This is a genomic window from Thermovirga lienii, from assembly GCF_036847465.1.
Taxonomy (GTDB): Bacteria; Synergistota; Synergistia; order Synergistales; family Thermovirgaceae; genus Thermovirga; species Thermovirga lienii.
Genome location: NZ_DAITZW010000010.1, coordinates 25,379 through 43,795 on the forward strand (window position 1 = coordinate 25,379; position 18,417 = coordinate 43,795).

16 protein-coding genes and 1 riboswitch are annotated in these 18,417 nt (G+C 47.7%); of the genes, 8 read left to right on the forward strand and 8 right to left on the reverse strand.

Annotated features, from left to right (window positions below):
- Window positions 1-121: 121 nt before the first annotated feature.
- From V7Z69_RS04670 to V7Z69_RS04680, 3 genes are read left to right on the forward strand one after another with little or no spacing between them, the layout of a single operon-like run.
- On the forward strand, window positions 122-1,255 hold the full coding sequence (locus V7Z69_RS04670) for an iron ABC transporter substrate-binding protein (protein WP_334138828.1): 1,134 nt from the start codon (window positions 122-124) through the stop codon (window positions 1,253-1,255).
- 2 nt (window positions 1,256-1,257) lie between these two features.
- Window positions 1,258-2,328 (forward strand): FecCD family ABC transporter permease, encoded by a 1,071-nt coding sequence (locus V7Z69_RS04675; protein ID WP_334138830.1) that lies wholly within the window; start codon window positions 1,258-1,260, stop codon window positions 2,326-2,328.
- Window positions 2,325-3,077: an ABC transporter ATP-binding protein gene (locus tag V7Z69_RS04680; protein ID WP_334138832.1), complete on the forward strand. Its 753-nt coding sequence runs from the start codon at window positions 2,325-2,327 to the stop codon at window positions 3,075-3,077. The genes V7Z69_RS04675 and V7Z69_RS04680 overlap by 4 nt, the downstream gene beginning before the upstream one ends.
- A 15-nt stretch (window positions 3,078-3,092) precedes the next feature.
- On the opposite strand, the gene V7Z69_RS04685 is transcribed toward V7Z69_RS04680, so the two are convergent.
- A complete protein-coding gene (locus tag V7Z69_RS04685; RefSeq protein WP_334138833.1) occupies window positions 3,093-3,809 on the reverse strand; it encodes a GntR family transcriptional regulator in 717 nt (238 codons plus the stop codon).
- A 362-nt stretch (window positions 3,810-4,171) separates the two neighbouring features.
- Here V7Z69_RS04685 and V7Z69_RS04690 point away from each other — a divergent pair, with 362 nt between their 5' ends.
- From V7Z69_RS04690 to V7Z69_RS04710, 5 genes are all read left to right on the forward strand, one after another.
- On the forward strand, window positions 4,172-5,296 hold the full coding sequence (locus tag V7Z69_RS04690; RefSeq protein WP_014163878.1) for a DUF3798 domain-containing protein: 1,125 nt from the start codon (window positions 4,172-4,174) through the stop codon (window positions 5,294-5,296).
- A gap of 116 nt (window positions 5,297-5,412) precedes the next feature.
- On the forward strand, window positions 5,413-7,008 hold the full coding sequence (locus tag V7Z69_RS04695; RefSeq protein WP_014163877.1) for a sugar ABC transporter ATP-binding protein: 1,596 nt from the start codon (window positions 5,413-5,415) through the stop codon (window positions 7,006-7,008).
- Entirely contained in the window at window positions 7,008-8,087 is a 1,080-nt protein-coding gene (locus V7Z69_RS04700; protein WP_014163876.1) for an ABC transporter permease subunit, read from the forward strand. The genes V7Z69_RS04695 and V7Z69_RS04700 overlap by 1 nt, the downstream gene beginning before the upstream one ends.
- Entirely contained in the window at window positions 8,084-9,193 is a 1,110-nt protein-coding gene (locus V7Z69_RS04705) for an ABC transporter permease subunit (RefSeq protein WP_334138834.1), read from the forward strand. Before V7Z69_RS04700 ends, V7Z69_RS04705 begins: the two co-directional genes overlap by 4 nt.
- Complete coding sequence (locus V7Z69_RS04710) at window positions 9,148-10,326, forward strand: M24 family metallopeptidase (protein ID WP_334138835.1); 1,179 nt, start codon at window positions 9,148-9,150, stop codon at window positions 10,324-10,326. Before V7Z69_RS04705 ends, V7Z69_RS04710 begins: the two co-directional genes overlap by 46 nt.
- Before the next feature lie 65 nt (window positions 10,327-10,391).
- Here the strand turns inward: V7Z69_RS04710 and V7Z69_RS04715 are convergent, their stop codons facing one another.
- The 7 genes from V7Z69_RS04715 to V7Z69_RS04745 form a co-directional block, all read right to left on the reverse strand.
- The gene (locus V7Z69_RS04715) at window positions 10,392-11,948 is read right to left on the reverse strand and encodes an AbgT family transporter (protein WP_334138836.1); all 1,557 of its coding nucleotides are present in this window, start codon (window positions 11,946-11,948) and stop codon (window positions 10,392-10,394) included.
- Between the two features lie 20 nt (window positions 11,949-11,968).
- The gene (locus V7Z69_RS04720; RefSeq protein WP_334138837.1) at window positions 11,969-13,240 is read right to left on the reverse strand and encodes an amidohydrolase; all 1,272 of its coding nucleotides are present in this window, start codon (window positions 13,238-13,240) and stop codon (window positions 11,969-11,971) included.
- Complete coding sequence (locus tag V7Z69_RS04725) at window positions 13,237-14,442, reverse strand: M20 metallopeptidase family protein (protein ID WP_334138838.1); 1,206 nt, start codon at window positions 14,440-14,442, stop codon at window positions 13,237-13,239. Before V7Z69_RS04725 ends, V7Z69_RS04720 begins: the two co-directional genes overlap by 4 nt.
- A gap of 96 nt (window positions 14,443-14,538) precedes the next feature.
- Entirely contained in the window at window positions 14,539-15,561 is a 1,023-nt protein-coding gene (locus V7Z69_RS04730; RefSeq protein ID WP_334138839.1) for an ATP-binding cassette domain-containing protein, read from the reverse strand.
- A 1-nt stretch (window position 15,562) separates the two neighbouring features.
- Window positions 15,563-16,252: an ABC transporter permease gene (locus V7Z69_RS04735; RefSeq protein ID WP_334138841.1), complete on the reverse strand. Its 690-nt coding sequence runs from the start codon at window positions 16,250-16,252 to the stop codon at window positions 15,563-15,565.
- A 20-nt stretch (window positions 16,253-16,272) separates the two neighbouring features.
- Window positions 16,273-17,103 carry an ABC transporter substrate-binding protein gene (locus V7Z69_RS04740; protein ID WP_334138842.1) on the reverse strand — a complete coding sequence of 277 codons (831 nt, stop codon included), beginning with the start codon at window positions 17,101-17,103 and terminating at the stop codon, window positions 16,273-16,275.
- A gap of 47 nt (window positions 17,104-17,150) precedes the next feature.
- Window positions 17,151-17,270, reverse strand: a riboswitch (molybdenum cofactor riboswitch).
- Between the two features lie 46 nt (window positions 17,271-17,316).
- Complete coding sequence (locus V7Z69_RS04745) at window positions 17,317-18,234, reverse strand: LysR family transcriptional regulator (protein ID WP_334138843.1); 918 nt, start codon at window positions 18,232-18,234, stop codon at window positions 17,317-17,319.
- Window positions 18,235-18,417: the final 183 nt, after the last annotated feature.

Genomic DNA, 18,417 nt, shown 5'->3' on the forward strand with positions numbered 1-18,417 from the left:
GGTCAAAGGAGTCAAAAGTGTCAAGAGGGGTTGATCAAAACTAACCAATAAAAGGCGCTGTTGCTTCGCCCAGTATTACTAATTATAATAAAAATAACACCAAGAAAAGAGGTGAAATGTTTTGATACGCAAAGTCCTTAAAGGGTTGCGGGTGTCTCTAGGTGTTTTTGCACTGCTTTTGGGTTTGATGGTAATGGTCGGGTTTGCCCAGGATAAAGTGGAGATTACAGATGCCTGGGGCAGAGTGGTAAGAGTTCCAAAGAGCGTTGATCAGGTAATATGCTCTGGGGCGGGGTGTTTGCGGTATTTGGTGTACCTTCAGGGGCAGGACATAGTCGTTGGCGTTGATAGTCTGGAAAAACGGAAGAATCGGCTTGATTCTCGTCCCTATGCCATAACTCATCCGGAACTGAAGGAAAAGCCCCTCTTTGGGGAGTTTAGAGGGCACGATAATCCTGAGCTCATTTTGTCGTTGGATCCCCAACCTCAAGTGATATTCAAGACCTACGGGGGCTCGGGGTATGATCCCGATGAACTCCAGAACCGCACGGGCATTCCCGTGGTGGTGCTGAATTACGGACATCTGGTAACTCGCCGAGAAGATATAAATAACGCCCTCTTGTTAATGGGAAAGGTCATAGGTAAAGAGAAGAGGGCTCAAGAGGTGATTGCCTTTTTTGATCAGGTAATAGATGACCTCAGGAGAAGAACCGCTGACATTCCCAAGGACAAAAGACCATCCTGTTATGTTGGGGGTATAGCATACAAGGGGCCTCATGGAATAACCTCGACAGAACCCAATTATCCACCTTTTTGCTTTGTTAATGCCTCGAACATAGCCGCCAGTGGGGGGCAGCAAAATCAGCAGGTGGTGTTCTCTCCAGAGAGCTTGCTGGTGGAGGATCCTGACAAAATATTTATAGACCTTTCCACAATCCAAGGAGAGAAAAACAAGAACGCCTTATACCAACTTGCAACGGAACCTCAGTATCAAGCGTTGAAGGCCGTCAAAAACGGGGAGATTTATGGAGTGCTTCCTTATAACTGGTACACCCAAAATCACGGTTCCATCCTTGCCAATGCCTACTATATTGGCAAGGTTCTTTATCCTGAAAGGTTTGAAGATGTTGATCCCGTTCAAAAGGCCGATGAAATATACAGTTTTTTGGTGGGTGGGGCAGCATTTGAGAAGTTGAACAGCACCTTTGGATCCATGGCTTTCCAAAAGATAGATTTGAAAAAGATGGAGTGGTAAAGATGCACCTCGAGGAAGGAGTAGTCCCCCAAGGTTATGGGAGATACGTGCGGAACAAAGTAAACATTATCATCGCAGGTATCGCGGCCTTGGGAATTTTGGCGGTTGTGTCCCTCTCTGTAGGACCTGTTAACTTCTCACCTGTGGATGTGCTAAAGACCTTGTTTGGTGGGCACGTGTCACAAAAAATGGATTTGGTGGTATTCAGTATAAGGCTTCCTCAGGTCTTGGCGGCGGTAGTTGCAGGAGCGGCTTTGGCTTCTGCCGCCGCTGTTATGCAGTCGGTATTGAGGAACCCCCTGGCCTCTCCGTTCACTTTGGGTATATCTCATGCTGCTGCCTTTGGTGCAGCTTTCTCCGTGATGGTCCTGGGGGCGGGCTTCATGAGGAGCTCTGCCTCGGATGCTGTAACCATAGTCAAGCCAGGTCTTGCCACTTTTGTTGCTTTTTTTTTCAGCATGATGGCCACTGGAGCAGTAGTTATAGTGGCCCACATTAAAAGAGGTTCGCCGGAGAGCATGGTCTTAGCGGGGGTGGCTCTAGGGTCCCTCTGTTCCGCGGGTACAATGTTTCTTCAGTATTTCGCCGACGATACCCAGCTTGCATCCATGGTCTTTTGGACCTTTGGGGACTTATCTCGAGCAAGCTGGAGAGAGTTGGCTATATTGGCCTCCGTAACGGCGTCGTGTATATTGCTTTTTATCCTCAACACTTGGAATTTCAACGCTATCGACTCGGGAGAGGATACTGCTTGGAGTCTTGGAGTCAACGTAAAAGTGGTGCGCATTGTCGCCATGTCTGTGGCATCTTTGGTTACAGCGGTTACCATATCTTTTGTGGGAGTAATAGGGTTTGTGGGTTTGGTCTCACCTCATATGGTAAGGCGAATCATAGGGGACGATAACAGGTTCCTTATCCCAGCTTCCTGCGTGGCGGGAAGTTTGCTTCTTTTGGCTGCGGACACCATAGCAAGGACGATGCTTAGGCCCCAGGTCCTGCCGGTGGCCATTTTGACGTCCTTCGTGGGAGCTCCGGTTTTCCTATATCTTCTAGTAAAGGGGTATAAACGTTGATTCTTAAGGTCAGTAACGTATCCTTCAAATATAAAAGCAGGCAAGTCTTGAATAATGTAAGTTTTGAGGTTGCCCCAGGGGAGCTTTTGGTGATACTTGGCCCCAATGGGGTAGGAAAGACTACGCTCCTCAAGTGTCTGTACGCAGCTTTGCGTCCGGAAGAGGGTGCGATCATGGTCGAAGACAGAGACATATCTAAGATGACTAGGAGAATGATCGCCTATAGACTTTCGTATGTGCCACAAAGATGTGAAACAGGTCGTCTTACGGTTTTTGATGCAGTATTGCTGGGCCGAAAGCCGCATATAAAATGGATGGCAACCCATGAGGACATAAAGAAAGCTGATGCCGTGATCAAGACCTTGGGGTTGGAGGGGCTTTCATTGAGGTTTCTGGATGAGCTGAGCGGTGGCGAGCTGCAGAAAGTTAGCATTGCAAGGGCGTTAGTTCAAGAGCCTAAAGTTCTTCTATTGGACGAGCCAACAAGCAGTTTGGACCTTAAAAACCAACAGGAAATATTGAAGACCATAAGACACATCGTATCAGGACATGGTACCTCAGCCGTAATGACGCTCCACGATATCAATTCTGCTTTGAGGTTCGCCGACAAGATCTTGTTCATGAAAGACGGCAAGATATTTTCGGCAATTGAAAGGTCCAAGGTTTCAGCTCGTGTCATAGAGGAAGTTTACGGTCTTCCGGTCATGGTGGAGAAGGTAAAAGGCCATCCCGTGGTGGTTCCTGCATAGATTCTTTGGTGTTTGTTAGAGGGTAGGGAAGCCCTTTCTCATTTTCTCTAAATTTTCCAGGTGTTTGGCATAGTATTGTTTTATGTAGAACTCCTGCTGCTGGTAGCTCCAATGCACATCTTTCAGGTAGTGAACGGCCTTTTGGATATTCTTTTCCTCAAGGTATTGGATTATCATCTGGTGCTCTGAAAGGCTCACTTCCTCCCACTCAAGGATCAAATCTACGTTGCGGGGAAATTCGTACAGTCTTTCTTTCATGGACTTGACGACTTTGTAAAGTTCCTCGTTTCCGCACCCTACCAGCCATGTTTCATGGAAATTGCGATTCATGTCCATGTAGCCGTCGAAATCTTTGCTTTTCAGTGCTTCTCTCATTTTGGTGTTGAGTTCTTTTAGGTTGGATAAGGTTTCTTCGTTCATCAATGGATAAAAGTCCTCTAGTGCTGCTGCTTCGAGGGAGCCTATTACCCGATAAATTTCCTTTATCTTGGAGAGGGTAAGGGTGTTGAGCACAACTCCTCTGCGAGGAATTATGGTTATAAAGCCCTCCACTTCCAGTTTTACCAAGGCTTCCCGCAGAGGGGTCATGCTTATGCCCAGGTTCTTGCTGATCTCCTGAAGGTTTATTATCGAACCTGGCACAAGCTTCCCTTCGTTCATCTGCTCTTTTAAGAAGTCGTATACTTTTTCTCTCAGCGATTTGTTTCCACGTAGAGCGTAAAATCCCATCATTTTCGATAACCTCTTCCCTTGGTTTAAATCATGAATCTTAAACTAGCATACGGACATAGGTTTTTCAATACGCAAAATTGCGGGTGCATACTTTATACATCAAAACTAAAAACTGGCGCAACTTGACGACCGTCCCATTGTTTGTAATACTAAAAACAGTATATTTTTTATATATCCCAAATATATCACATGCAAAAAATGCTGACAATTAAAAAGTTTTTGTGCGGCCAATAAAGTTATGAAAGTTGTGCATATCCAAGATGAGAGATAAGGGGAGGTGGAAGTAAAAGGTGTAAGGAGCAAAGTGGCATTAAGGGGACCATGCAGGGATCTCAGTGCAGGAAAGCAAAGGAGGTTTAAATATGAGAAAGCTTGCCTTGTGTTTTATGGTTTTGATGTTGGTTTTAGCGGCCAGTGGTTTTGCTTTTGCGGGACAACCCAAGGTTGGAATTATGACGGGAACCACGTCGCAGGGTGAAGAGGAGTACAGGGCTGCAATGGAGATGATCAAAAAGTATGGTGAGGACAGAGTTATACACGTCACCTACCCGGACAAGTTCATGGACGAGCAGGAGACCACCATTCAGCAGATATTGAGCATGGCTTCTGATCCCGACGTGAAGGCTATAGTTTTGGTTCAAGGCGTTCCAGGTACTGCAGCAGCTATCGACAAGGTCAAGGAATTCAGGCCTGATATGTTTTTCATAAACATAGTCCCCCACGAAGACCCCATGCTCTCGGCCCAGAAAGCAGATATCGTTCTTGAGACGGACAACCCCATGCGTGGCGTCTCCATAATAGAGCTAGCTGAGAAGATGGGAGCCAAGACTTTCGTCCACATATCCTTCCCTCGTCACATGTCCTATCCCCTCCTTGCAGAGCGCCGGGACATAATGAAGGCCGAATGCGAGAAAAGGGGTATTCAGTGGGTGTTCGTCAATGCTCCTGACCCCACGGGAGATGCAGGTATAGCTGGCGCGCAGCAGTTCATTCTTGAGGATGTCCCCAGGCAGGTTGAAAAATACGGGAAGGACACTGCATTTTTCAGCACCAACTGCGGCATGCAGGAACCATTGATCAAGTCCGTTCTGAAAACAGGGGCCATTTATCCCGAACAGTGCTGTCCAAGCCCATACCACGCTTATCCGGGGGCTTTGGGTATTGAGATCCCCGAGGGCAAGGCAGGAGATGTGGAGTTTATTCTAAACGCAATTGAGGAAAAGATAGTAGAAGGTGGTGGAGCCGGCCGCTTTGCCACTTGGAAGGTGCCTATTAACATGGCGTTCTGTTATGCCGCAACGGAGTATGGTTTCGACGTAGGGGAAGGCAAAGTCAAAGGATTTGACAGGGCCCATATGGAGGACTTGCTGAGGAAGCACGCAGGCGAAATCAAGATAAGGACCTACGAAAACAAAGACACCGGCGAAAAGGCGGACAACTTCCTTTTGGTTGTTGGAGAATCCATAATCTTTGGCGCTGATAAGTAATGTTCTTTTTGTTTTCAACAGCAATAAAGGTTACAAAGGTCAAATAGAAAGGCAAGCTGCAGGGCTGCTGTCATTGGTGGCCCTGCAGCATTTTGGCAGCTATGGAGGAGATTTCGATGAGTCGACCCCGTCTTGAGATGAAGAATATAAGCAAGGAGTATTTCGGGAACCAGGTATTAAAGTCGGTAAATTTAACCGTGGGAGATGGAGAAATACATGCACTGGTTGGTGAGAATGGTGCCGGTAAGTCTACGCTGATGAATATCCTCTTCGGCATGCCGGTTATTCATAACACCGGAGGTTTTAATGGGACCGTGTTAGTAGATGGGCGGCCTGTTCAGATCAATTCGCCCGAGCAAGCAATGTCAGAGGGTATAGGAATGGTGCATCAGGAATTTATGCTGCTTCCAGGGTTTACGGTTACAGAGAACATAAAATTAAATAGAGAGATTACCAAGGAAAATTGGGCCAGTAAAATTTTTGGGAAAAAGCTTGAATCCCTTGATTTTATCCGGATGAGAGAGGATGCGAGAAAGGCCATAAAGCGCATGGACCTTGACCTGGATGAGATGCTCCCTGTGGCCGGATTACCCGTGAGTTTCATGCAGTTTGTAGAGATAGCAAGGGAATTGGACAAGGATAACTTAAAGCTTTTGGTTTTGGATGAGCCGACCGCAGTGCTTACCGAGTCGGAAGCCGATACCTTGATGTCGGTTATGAAAAAATTAGCAAAGGAGCAGGGAATATCCATTCTATTCATAACCCATAGACTTGACGAGGTAATAGAAGTAGCTGACAACATAACCGTCCTTAGGGATGGGGAGGTAGTGGCAGAGCTCGCTGCAAAGGATGCAAGTGTGGAATTGCTTGCGGAGCTTATGGTGGGTAGGAAGGTGCAGATTAGACCTAAAAGCCATAAAGCTTCTTCTGCGACAGAGGTCGCAATGACTATAGAAAATCTGTACGTGGACATGCCGGGAGAGAGAGTCAGAGGGCTTTCCCTTGAAGTAATGAAGGGAGAAATCCTAGGCATAGGCGGACTTGCGGGACACGGGAAGATAGGGGTTGCAAACGGAATAATGGGGCTTTATCCGGCAAGGGGAAGGGTAGAGGTTAAAGGTTATGGGGAAATAAAACTTAATTCTCCTATTTCAGCCTTGAAAAGCGGTATGGCCTTCGTATCTGAGGATAGAAGGGGAACAGGGCTCTTGCTAGATGAGTCCATTGAGCTGAACATCGCCGTCCAGGCAATGCAAAGCCAAAACAAGTTTCTCACAAAGGGATTGGTAAAGATCATGGATAGAAAATCCATTAGGGAACATGCGAATAAAATGATCAAAGAGCTGGATATACGATGTGTAGGACCTCATCAATTGGTAAGAAGGCTAAGCGGAGGGAATCAGCAAAAGGTTTGTATCGCCAGAGCTTTAACGTTGGAACCTTCGATCCTTTTCGTTTCAGAGCCCACAAGGGGTATTGACGTAGGTGCCAAGAAGATAGTCCTTGATCTTTTGGTTGAGTTGAATCAAAAGCTTGGTATGACCATAATAATGACTTCTTCGGAGTTGGGAGAACTTAGATCCGTCTGTGACCGTATTGCCATCATTTACCAGGGACGTCTCGAGGGAGTGTTGCCGGTTGATGCAAGCGACAAGGAGTTTGGACTCCTCATGGCTGGCGAGCTATCTCACCATAGGAAGGAGGCATCCTAATGAACAACAATAATGGAGCCAATAAAAGTTTTATTGATAGGCTGAAGGAGATAGCAGCGGGCTTTGGATTGGCAAGGTCCATAATTTTAATCTTTCTAGTGTTTTTGGTTGTATTGGCCTTGTTCCTTAAATTGCCGATGGACCAGATACTTTCCAGCGTGCTGGCAAGGTTTGGTATGAACGGGATCCTCGTTTTGGCAATGATACCCACCATTCAGTCAGGGACGGGGCCCAATTTCGGGCTTCCCTTAGGTATATCCTGCGGACTTATAGCTGCAGTTTTAAGTATCGAGCTTGATATGAGGGGTTTTGAAGCGTTTCTTTTTGCTGTAGGTCTTGGTGCCGTTCTGGGAGGGGTGTCTGGGTATCTTTACGGTTTGTTGCTCAACAAGGTAAAGGGTCAGGAGATGACGGTAGGGACTTATTTTGGTTTTTCAATTGTTTCCCTTATGTGTATTTTCTGGTTTTTAGCTCCGTTCAAAAGCCCGGAGATGATATGGCCCTATGGAGGCAACGGCCTGAGGGTGACCATAGCATTGCAAGATAGGTTCGACAAGGTTTTGGATAACTTTCTTTCCTTTAGTGTCCTTGGAGTTAAGGTTCCTACGGGGCTTTTGCTTTTCTTCGGATTGTTTTGCCTTTTGGTTTGGCTGTTCATGCGATCGAAAACGGGAGTTGCCCTATCCACAGTAGGTGCCAATCCCCGTTTTGCTGAGTCATGCGGGCTTTCTGTCGATAGATACCGCATAATAGGCTCGGTGGTATCTCAGGCTTTGGCGGCTATTGGAATTGTGGTGTATGCCCAGACATTTGGGTTTATCCAGTTGTACATGGCACCTCTTTTCATGGCCTTTTTCGCAGTAGCATCTATCCTTATTGGAGGAGCCACCCTTAAGAGAGCCACCATTTGGAACGCCATAATAGGATGTTTTCTTTTCCAGTCCATTCTTGTGGTTTCCATGCCTGTAGCCAACGTTATTGTGGCCGATAACCTTGCCGAAGTAGTAAGGATAATCATAAGTAACGGCATAATTCTCTATGCTCTTACCCGTCGGGAAATAGGGGGCGATGTCCGATGAAAGGTAATACCCAAAAGTCTTTTGAGCCAGTATGGTTTTTGAAAAAGAACGCAGTACCTGTGTTTTTTCTGATTTTGTGCATTATAGGAGGATACTACAGCGGCCTTTCTCTGCCGTTTCTGCTGAACGAGATCATTACGAGAATCGGAAGAAACAGCATCTTAGTCATTTCTCTAATCATACCCATACTGGCGGGAATGGGTCTAAACTTTGGCATTGTGTTGGGGGCCATGGCTGGACAGTTTGCTTACATAGCTACAACAAACTGGCAGATGTCGGGATTGAACGGCCTTTTGGTGACATTGGTCCTTTCAATACCAATGGCTATCCTGTTTGGATGGCTTACGGGGCTACTGTTCAATCGCGCCAAAGGTAAGGAGATGATAACGGGAATAATACTGGGTTTCTTCGCTAACGGAGTTTACCAGCTCATATGCCTTTACTTCATGGGCAACCTCATACCCATTAGAGTAAAGTCCATGCTTCTTTCCACGGGCATTGGTCTTAGAAATACCATAGATATAAAATCCATGCATTATGCTTTGGACAACCTATGGAAGATAAAAATTAAAATCCCAGGATTTATTTTCCCCATAGCCATTCCTGTGGTAACCCTTTTGCTGATAGCCGCTGTTTGCCTTTTGATACGCTTCATTGTTAAGACCAAGTTGGGACAGGAGTTTAGAGCAGTGGGACAGGATAGGCACATAGCGGAGGTGGCAGGTATACAGGTTGATAAAGTAAGGGTCCTGGCCGTCATCTTTTCTACGGTCCTGGCAGCCATTGGCCAGGTTGTTTTTCTGCAGAACCTGGGTAACATCAACACGTACGGTAGCCACGTTCAAGTTGGGACCTTTGCCGTTGCTGCCATCTTGATAGGCGGAGCTTCGGTAAGAAAGGCCACCATTGGGCAAGCCCTTTTGGGCACCTTGCTCTTTCACACCCTCTTCATAGTCTCACCTTTGGCGGGTAAGAACCTCATAGGTGATGCCATGATAGGTGAATATTTCAGGGTGTTTGTGACCTATGGGGTCATCGGAGTTGCTTTGGCCTTACATGCTTGGCAAAGTCTTCAGGAGAAAAAGCGAGCATTCAATGCAACATAAAGATGAAGGAGAGATTGTTAATGCATTTGAACTTCAATAATAAGTTGGCAAGTGCAGCACTGGAGATCAAAAAGGCAGGTTGCGATGCCCTGCTGATGGGACCATCGGCGGATTTAGAGTACCTCTTTGGGCTCTCTGTTCACAAGTGCGAGCGCTTCAACGGGGTCTTTCTCCTTGCGACAGGCGAAGTCTTTGGAGTGGTGTCCAAACTGTATCTCGAGGAGTTTAAGCGTGCCCTTCCATCGGGGACGAAAATTTACGAGTGGGCTGACGAAGAATGGTTTTTTGAGGCTTTGGAGAGAGCCTTCAAAGAGTGGGGATTTGGAGAAGGCACAAAGATTGCAGTTAATGATGGTGTTGCCGCAATGGACGCTGTGGAGATCGCCAATCGCCACGGTGTGCATTTGGTAAACGGCTGGCAGATGTTGGAGCCCCTCAGGTTAATTAAATCTCAAGAGGAAATTGCAAAACTTAAGAAGGCAGGAGAGATTACTGACAGGGCCCTTGAAGCGCTTCTTTCTTTCATAAGACCGGGAAGGAAGGAAAAGGAGATAAGGCGCAAGCTTTTGGAGCTGATGGACGACCTTGGCGCAACTAGCGCTTCCTTTCCGCCCATTGTGGCTCGGGGTGAGCACGCTTCCATGCCTCATTACACCGGGGGAGACGGAGTAATAAGGGAGAGGGATACATTGCTAATAGACTTTGGATGCAGATTTGAGGGGTACTGCTCTGATATGACCAGAACCCTATTCATTGGAGAACCGGATCCTGAAATCCGCAAACTGTATGAAATAGTTAGAAGGGCCCAAGAGGAAGGGGAAAAACATGTAAGGCCTGGAGTGACTGCGGAGTCCGTAGATGAGGTAGCTAGGAAGGTTATTGTGAAGGCTGGATATGGGGAGTACTTCAACAATCGAGTGGGGCATGGAATAGGTATAGCTATACACGAGGCACCATACATAATGAGAGGCAACAGGACCCCTCTCCAAAAAGGAATGACCTTTAGCGTGGAGCCAGGCATTTATATACCCGGCAAAGTGGGCATAAGGATAGAAAATTGTGTCTTCGTGACGGACGAAGGATGCCAAAGCTTTACTAGCTTCCCAAAGGAACTTGTGATTTTAAACTCATAATCTTAGAGGCATAATAAAGATATAGAAAAGGGGCGCCACAGAGCGCCCCTTTAGCTTTGCTCAAGTTAGTTTACGAATATGCCGGCTCCTGGTCCCAGTGGGAGTCCCAAGAAGTACCATATGGCGAGGAGGACTATCCACACAGCCATGAAGAACAGGGATATGGGAATCCCCAGTGACACAATGGTTCCGATTCCGGCCTCTTTGTCGTACCTTGCTGCGAAGCCGAGCAGTATGGGGAAATAGGGCATCATAGGTGTTATGGAGTTTGTGGAGGAGTCTCCGATACGGTAGAGCAGTTGCGCGAGCTGCGGAGAGTAGTTTAGGTAGTAGAGCATTGGAATTATAACGGGAGCCATGAAGGCCCACTTGGTGGAGCCGCTGGTGACAAAGAGGTTTACAAAGGTGGAAAGCAATATTATGGCGATGAGGAGTCCAAAGCCAGTAAGGCCCATGTCCTGGAGCCATCCTGCCAGTTTTACTGCCATGACTATGGCCATGTTAGATTTTTTAAAGGCCGCAATGAAGTTTGCTATGGGCAAAATTATTACTATATAGCTTGCCATGTGACCTACGCTTGAAACCATGCTATCGATCATGTCCTTTGCGGTCTTTATCGTGCCTGCCTTACGTCCGTAAACCACACCGACAAGTATGAAGTAAAGGAGCATAAGGGGGACCATGCCTTTTATGAACGGTGAGGGGATAATGGTGTTCTTTGCGGGATCCCGCAAGGGACCACCGGGGATAAGAACCATTGCCAGCATGACGGCCCAATATAGCAAGGTAAACCAAAGGGCGTTCTTGAAGGCCTTGCTTTCCTCTTGGGTCAAAGCAAAGCCTTTTGTTGAATCCTGAGAACCGTGCATTTCCAGCGCGGCATCGCATGTGTCGAACTTTTTATCCCATGCGCCAAAGGAGGGCATCAAAAACTTGCTCACAAAGATGGCGCCTAGTGCCGATATGACTAGAGTGGATATCACCATGAAGTAATAATTTGCGGTGGGGTACACTTCCCCTCCTGGTACCACTATCTGGTATGCGGTGGTGGATATTCCCGAAAGGAGAACGTCGGTCCCAGCTATGAAAAGGTTCGCCGTGAATCCGGCACAGACAGCACCGTACCCAAGAACCAGTCCGAAGATGGGGTTTTTGCGCATGGAGAAGAACAAAGCTCCTGTAAGGGGCGGCACTATGACTATGGCTGCATCAGATGCCAGGTTGCCACATATTCCAAACAGGAAGACGGCGAAGATCAAGAACTTCTCTGGAACTTTGGCTATGCTCTTCATCAAAGCTTCAAGAAAGCCACTTTTGGTGGTGACCCCAAGGCCTATCATCATAACTAGCACCAGTCCAAGGGGCGGGAAGCTCGAGAAGTTTTTGACCAAACTAGTCAGCTGCCAGTTGAGGCCTTCTCGGGATATAAGGTTTATAATTTGAATCGTTTTGTCCGTTCCAGGTTTTACCACCTGAGCTCCTGCGAACACCGCCGACAGTATGTAGACTAGGACCCAAAACCCCATGAAAAGCCAAAATGGATGGGGCAATTTGTTGCCTGCTACTTCTATTCCCTTGATGATCCTATACAAAAAACCATGTTTTTCCTTTTCTTGAACCATTTGTAAAATCCTCCTTTCTTTTAGCTTTCAGAGTTGGTTAGTTTTTCTACTAGCTGGCTCATGAGAACTACTCCCTTGAGCAGGCTTTTTTCGTCGAAGTCGAAGTATTCGTTATGGTGTCCTGCCTCTATGTCAGCTCCCAAAGCTATGTAAGACGCTTTCCCTCCTTTCTCTTGGACTCTCTTCATCATCCATGAAAAGTCGTCGCTTCCTCCCATGTTATAAAAGCTTTCTATACTGTTGAATTCCCTGGTCTCTCCTGCGACTTGGCATATCAAATCGACCAGGTCTTCGTCGCTTTTTGCGGTAGTGGATTTACCCATCTCCTTTACGATGCATTCCAGGTCGTACATGGAAGCACAGGATTTTACGATCTTCATGGCTCTCTCGTACACGTACGAAGCTATTTCTTCCGTCTCTCCCCTGGTCTCTGCCTTGAACATGGCCTTTGGAGGAATTACGTTTCTTCCTTCCCCTGCGTGCAAGACTCCCACGTTGATCCTGGATGTGCCTTTTCTATGGGGAGCTATGGCCTGGAGGTTTATCACGGCATTGGCTGCACCTAAAAGGGCGTTTTTACCTTCATTGGGCGCCACTCCTGCATGGGAAGCCTTTCCCTTGTAGAACACGTCGAACTTTGTGGTACAAAGAAGCCCAGCTACACCTCCTGCTATCTTGCCTGTGGGAAGGCCAAGGCCAAGGTGCAGGGCCAAGAGATAATCGCAGTCGTCAAGAATGCCTTTTTCTGCAATTGCCTTGCCTCCCCTCACTCCCTCCTCCGCGGGTTGGAAGATAAGCTTTATTTTGCCCCGTAAGAGGTCTTTTTTGGCAGCCAGTACTTGGGCTACTCCAAGACCGATGGCTGCATGGCCGTCGTGGCCGCAGGCGTGCATGGCTCCGGAGTTTACGGAAGAAAAGCCCTCCCTATATGGGCGATGTTTGTCGTCCTTTGCCTCGCTCACTTCCACGGCGTCTATGTCAAAGCGCAGGGCTATGGTGGGGCCCTCTTTTCCTGTATCAAGGACGGCTAATGCTCCGGTATAGCCTTCCATCTTTTCGATCCATTTGGGGTCGGCACCTTGTCTTAAGGCTCTTTCGATTTCATTCGGCACTATTGATTCGTCACGGCCCATAACGGATGACTCGTCCAGGATCGCCTTTCCGACCTGCACTTCATATCCGAGTTTTGAAAGGGTCTCCGCAATTATTGACGTGGTTCGGAATTCACACCAGCCTGCCTCAGCAAACTTGTGAAAGTCCCTTCTCAATTTTGTAAGCTCTTCTAAATTCATTTGGATAACGCCCCCAATGCGGCCAGGGCAACCTGGCAGAGATAAGTAACCCCTATGGGTAGAGCTTCCTCATCGGGCAAGAACTTATTGTTGTGAAGCTTGGGGAAGTTTTCTGGAGGGATGCCTTTGGGTCTGCATCCCAACCACGCAAACGCAGCGGGGACTTTTTCGCTGAAGAAAGCGAAGTCTTCCCCGCCAGGGTTTGGCATGGAGATTTCATAGAGACCGTTTTCCCCTAAAGTTTCCAAGATGGTTTCTTTTGCTATTTGGGTAACTGAAGGGTCGTTCATGGTGGGAGGATACCCCCATTTATAATCTACGATACAATCTCCTCCCATGCTACTTGACACGCCCTTTGCAATTTGGGATATCTTTTCCGCCACCAATTTTCTCGTGTCCGGGTTGAAGGTCCGGACCGTTCCATCCAGGTCTACTCGGTCTGCCACTATGTTGTACCTGCTTCCGCCTTCTATTTTTCCAAAGGTTATGACGGCAGAATCCAGAGGGCTTACGTTTCTTGAGATAATGGTCTGCAGGGCCGATATGACTTGGCTTGTTATAACCACTGCGTCCACACCGAATTCAGGAGTGGCTGCATGAGTGGATTTGCCCAATATGGACATTTTAAGCCTGTCCGAAGCGGCGGACATTACCCCCTCTTTTATTCCCATGACGCCCGTCTCCAGGGTTGGCCAAACGTGGATACCGAATATGGCCTCCACTTTGGGGTCTTCTAATACCCCATCCTTAATCATTGCTGGGGCCCCACCCACGGGGCTGTCCTCCTCTGCGGGTTGAAAGATGAATTTAATGTTTCCTCTTATGTGGGCCTTGAGTTCTGAAAGCACATGGGCGGCACCCAATAGCATGGCTGTGTGGGAATCGTGGCCGCAGGCGTGCATGACTCCTTCGTTCATGGAGGCAAAATCACAGCCCGTTTCCTCTTTTATCTGGAGGGCGTCCATGTCCGCTCTTAGGGCTATGGTGGGGCCTGTTTGTGTTCCTCTTAATAGGCCTACAACACCAGTGCCTCCCACGCCCTCTTTCACTTCCATGCCTAGATTTTTCAATATCTCTGCGACCTTGGCGGCCGTTCTGATCTCTTTGTGGCTTGGTTCCGGGTGTTTGTGGAAATCCTTCCAGTAACCGATAAAGGTGCTGCGGTATTTTTGGACTAGTTCATGTATTACCTGCAGTGCCAAGGTTACAACCTCCTCTATTGAATAATTAATTGTGCGCACCATGCATTATATAATGATCTGTAAGTTTTTTCAATTAAACTGATGTTGGCAAAAAGGTCATTGTAACCACTTGAGGGCTGAGGCCTTGAAGTGGAGAAACACCTTCAGGCCCGGATGAAGATGAAGGTTTTTCATGGATTTTTCGGTGACGAGGCTGGAGATGGTTTTATCTCCAACTAGGGTTTTAACCAATACTTGGCCGGTATCTCTTACCAGGTTCATGGAGACTATGGTCCCTTCAAGAGCATTCAGGGCAGAATCCTCCTCGGGTTTTTCTGCGCAGATTATCACGTCCTTGGGGTCCAGTAGGGCAGTTGAACTTTCCATGGGATTACCAGCTCCCATTATGATCTGGCCATCTGAAAGTTTCAGGGCGAAAAGGCTGCCGTTACGGGGTTCCCAGTTTCCGGATAGCACATTTTCTGGAACGTGGTTTATGAGCTTGCCGTTGAAGAGTGAGAGGGCCCTCTCGGTGACCTGATAGATCCACGCTAGGTCGTGGCTTACTATCACTAGGGTGGAGCCCCATTGGCTTTTTGCCTTTAGGATTGCCTCTTTCATGACCTTTGCGCTCTCAGAGTCAACGCTTGAAGTGGGTTCATCAAGGAGAAGCACCCTCGGTTTCAAAATGAGCCTTGAAGCCAAGGCCACCCGCTGTGCCTCCCCACCTGAAAGCTCAAACCATTTCCTTTTGGCGAATTTTTGAGGGTTAAGGCCCACCATTTCGAGGGCCGTTCTCACTTTTTCTTGCATGTTGCTGGTCTTGCCTCTGACTTTCAACCCATAGCATAAGTTTTCCTCCACGCTCCTTTTGAGCAGAGGAGAATTTTGCAGCAACAGGGTTACTTCCCTTCTGTGGGCGAACGAAGGTTCATTTACCATCTTGCCGTCGTAGTAAACCCTGCCCTTCGTGGGTTTCTCAAGAAAGGCCAGTATTCGCAGCAAGGTGCTCTTGCCGCTTCCGTTGGGTCCCAAGAGGGCCAAAGCTTCTCCTTCCTTCACCTCGAAGTTTTGTATGTCCAGGACCGTCCTTCCAGAATACTGGTGAATTACATTTTCCAGCCTGAAAATATCTTTCATGTTAGGCCCTCCTTCGCAGGAAAGAGACCAAGGTGTTGGCGAAAAAGGCGAAGGCAAGGAGCACGGCTCCAAGGGCTATCCCCATGGAGAACTCTCCTTTTCCTGTCTCCAGGGCGATGGCGGTCGTTATGGTTCTGGTGTGCCATTTGATGTTTCCGCCTATCATCATGGAAACGCCTACCTCGGATATTACCCTGCTGTACGCGGTTATCGCAGCTGCTAACACCGCATAGCGCCCCTCCCACAGGGAGGCGATAGCCGCTTGCTTGTTGGAAGCTCCCAGGGTTTTGATGGTCAGGTAGACTTTGGGATCCATTCCCTCTATTGCCGATGCAGTAAGGGAGACCACTATTGGCAAAGCCAGGATGAATTGCCCGATGGCGACGCCTGGTATAGTGAATAAAAGCCCCAATTCGCCAAAAGGCCCTCTCCTAGAAATGAACGCGTAGACCAAAAGGCCCACTACCACCGTTGGTAGAGCGAGCAGAGTGTCCACAATGGTCCTCAGGACCCTTTTGCCAGGGAAGGAGTAGTGCCCCAGAAGAAATCCCAGGGGGATGCCCAACAGGAGAGTGAAAGTTATGGAGAGGGTGGAAATGCGCAACGTTGTCCAGATGGCTGAGTAGGTTTCTGGATCTTTCGTTAAAAGCAAATTGATAGCCCCTATGAAGCCTTCAAGGATGTAGTTCATTTTACCCTCTCCTGAATGCCTTACTGTTTAGCAGCGTTGGGCACGAAAAGTTGCTTTCCCATAAGACGAAAGTCGCCTATTACTTTTTGTCCCTCTTGGGAGGTTATCCAATCGATGAACTTGAGTGCCAGGTCATATTTTACCTTGGGACAGCGCTTTGGATTTACGGCTATGACACTGTACTGGTTGAGCAAGAGCTTATCTCCTTCGACCAGTATCACGAGAGGAGGAGTGCCTTTGTGGTTTGCCTCGTATTTTATGAAGGTCCCTCTGTCCGTTAATGTGTATCCGTCGCGCTCCGTTGCTATGTTTATGGTGTTCAGCATGCCCTGTCCGGTCTGTATGTACCACTTTTCCTTGTCCAGTCCATTGATTCCTGCTTCTTTCCAGAGTTTGAGCTCCTTCGTATGGGTTCCAGAGTTATCTCCTCGGCTTACGAATAAAGCTTCATGAGATCGGATTTTTTTCAGGGCGGAGACGACGTCAAGCCCCTTTATGTTTGCTGGGTCAGAAGGAGGTCCTATTATGACGAAGTCGTTGTACATTACTTCCCTGCGGTTTACCCCGTATCCGTCTTCCACGAATTTTTTCTCCTTGTTGGGTGCGTGAACCAGCAAGATATCCACGTCGCAGTTTTTTCCCAACTCCAAGGCTTTGCCAGTCCCTACGGCGGTCCAGCGAAGCTCTATGCCTGTTGCCTTTTCAAAGGCTGGCGCCAAAACGTTCAAAAGTCCTGTGTTATCGGTGCTGGTGGTGGTGGCCATCATCAAATATTGTGGGGCCGCTACACCAGGAAGGGCGAGGGCCATTAGCAGTGCCACGCTCACCAGGAAGGCAAAAAATTTGCGCATGTTCATTCCCCCTTTGTCAAAGTTTGCTTCTCCAGGAGGCATCCCGTATGAACATGCTCATCCCTCCTTTCCAAACACGGGAGGCACTCCTGTTTCCAGGAATACCCTTCGGCTGGGCTCCATAGGATTGGACCTTTAGGAGCTTCAGCTCGGAGGCACAATGAAAATAGCACATGAAGGCTCTCCATACAACCTACATCTTTGGCTATCTTATTATTGAGAACCTTCATTAAATAGTAGTTTCCGCTCAAGGAATTTAATCATTTCCCAGCCTGCATAGGTTAGGCCCTGGGTTTGGTGGAATAAGGCTAGGATGTCCAGTTTCAGCGGTTGGGGGGTCTTTACTTCCAGTTTTATCAACCTTCCCATGGCTATGTCATCCTCTACGGAGCGAAGGTTCAGTAGGGCTATCCCGTGCCCCTTCAAGGCCAGCTCTCTGGCTGCCTCAATGCTTGATACGGTGATCTTGCGCCTAAGGCGGAGCTGATTTTGCATCTGAAAGTCGTTTAGGTATGAAAAGAGGCACGATGATGGATGCCAGCCTATAAGAGGATATCTTTCCAGATCTTTTGGAGTGAAAAAAGACGTTTTTTTGCCTGCAAGGTCTGAGGTTGCCACGAAAACTAATTTTTCTGAGGCCACGATCTTGCTTGAAAATTGCGAGCTTGGCACAAAGTCAGGGGTCCTCTCTGCAAAGATAAGTTCTATATCGGAGGAAAGAAGCGCGCTTTTCAGTTCTTCTATAGTTCCTATAAAAGTGCTCACGCTGACTTTAGGGTGTTGGGAGACAAATTCTGGTAGCACCTGCCATAAAAGCAGGGAGTCCACGTAGTGGCTGCATCCTATGTTCAACGTCCCCGCCTCCAGGGACCTCAGGTCGTCTATCCTTTTTTTTGCCCTGTCTAATTCCTCCAGCACTTCTTTTGCCGTGGAGTATAAGACCCTGCCTTCAGGGGTGAGGCGCACCTTGCGTTTTCGGCGGTCGAAGAGCTTTACTCCAAAGTGTTTTTCCAGGTTCGCTATGTGCTGGCTTACGGAAGGTTGGGATATATACAGCTTTTCTGCTGCCGCACTGAAAGTCCCCCTTTCTATTACCTCACAGAAAGTCTGCAATTGGAAGAAAGTAATCACACGGCATCTCCTCTATTCGAATAAAAGTGTACACCTCTTGCTTCACTTAATGCCGGGCAATGAGACATTGCTTCGTTCAAGCTATAAGAAAAACCTATCATTTCGATAAGATTTTGCGTATTGATATTAATATATTATAGGATAAACTTCAATTAGATAATGTATCTCCATATTTAAAAGTCA

What these genes read in the sequence shown, in the direction of transcription:
- V7Z69_RS04730 (WP_334138839.1), bottom strand. Translation starts at nt 15,561, where the DNA reads ATGAAAGATATTTTCAGGCTGGAAAATGTAATTCACCAGTATTCTGGA.
- V7Z69_RS04735 (WP_334138841.1), bottom strand. Translation starts at nt 16,252, where the DNA reads ATGAACTACATCCTTGAAGGCTTCATAGGGGCTATCAATTTGCTTTTA.
- V7Z69_RS04715 (WP_334138836.1), bottom strand. Translation starts at nt 11,948, where the DNA reads ATGGTTCAAGAAAAGGAAAAACATGGTTTTTTGTATAGGATCATCAAG.
- V7Z69_RS04720 (WP_334138837.1), bottom strand. Translation starts at nt 13,240, where the DNA reads ATGAATTTAGAAGAGCTTACAAAATTGAGAAGGGACTTTCACAAGTTT.
- V7Z69_RS04675 (WP_334138830.1), top strand. Translation starts at nt 1,258, where the DNA reads ATGCACCTCGAGGAAGGAGTAGTCCCCCAAGGTTATGGGAGATACGTG.
- V7Z69_RS04705 (WP_334138834.1), top strand. Translation starts at nt 8,084, where the DNA reads ATGAAAGGTAATACCCAAAAGTCTTTTGAGCCAGTATGGTTTTTGAAA.
- V7Z69_RS04740 (WP_334138842.1), bottom strand. Translation starts at nt 17,103, where the DNA reads ATGCGCAAATTTTTTGCCTTCCTGGTGAGCGTGGCACTGCTAATGGCC.
- V7Z69_RS04695 (WP_014163877.1), top strand. Translation starts at nt 5,413, where the DNA reads ATGAGTCGACCCCGTCTTGAGATGAAGAATATAAGCAAGGAGTATTTC.
- V7Z69_RS04685 (WP_334138833.1), bottom strand. Translation starts at nt 3,809, where the DNA reads ATGATGGGATTTTACGCTCTACGTGGAAACAAATCGCTGAGAGAAAAA.
- V7Z69_RS04690 (WP_014163878.1), top strand. Translation starts at nt 4,172, where the DNA reads ATGAGAAAGCTTGCCTTGTGTTTTATGGTTTTGATGTTGGTTTTAGCG.
- V7Z69_RS04700 (WP_014163876.1), top strand. Translation starts at nt 7,008, where the DNA reads ATGAACAACAATAATGGAGCCAATAAAAGTTTTATTGATAGGCTGAAG.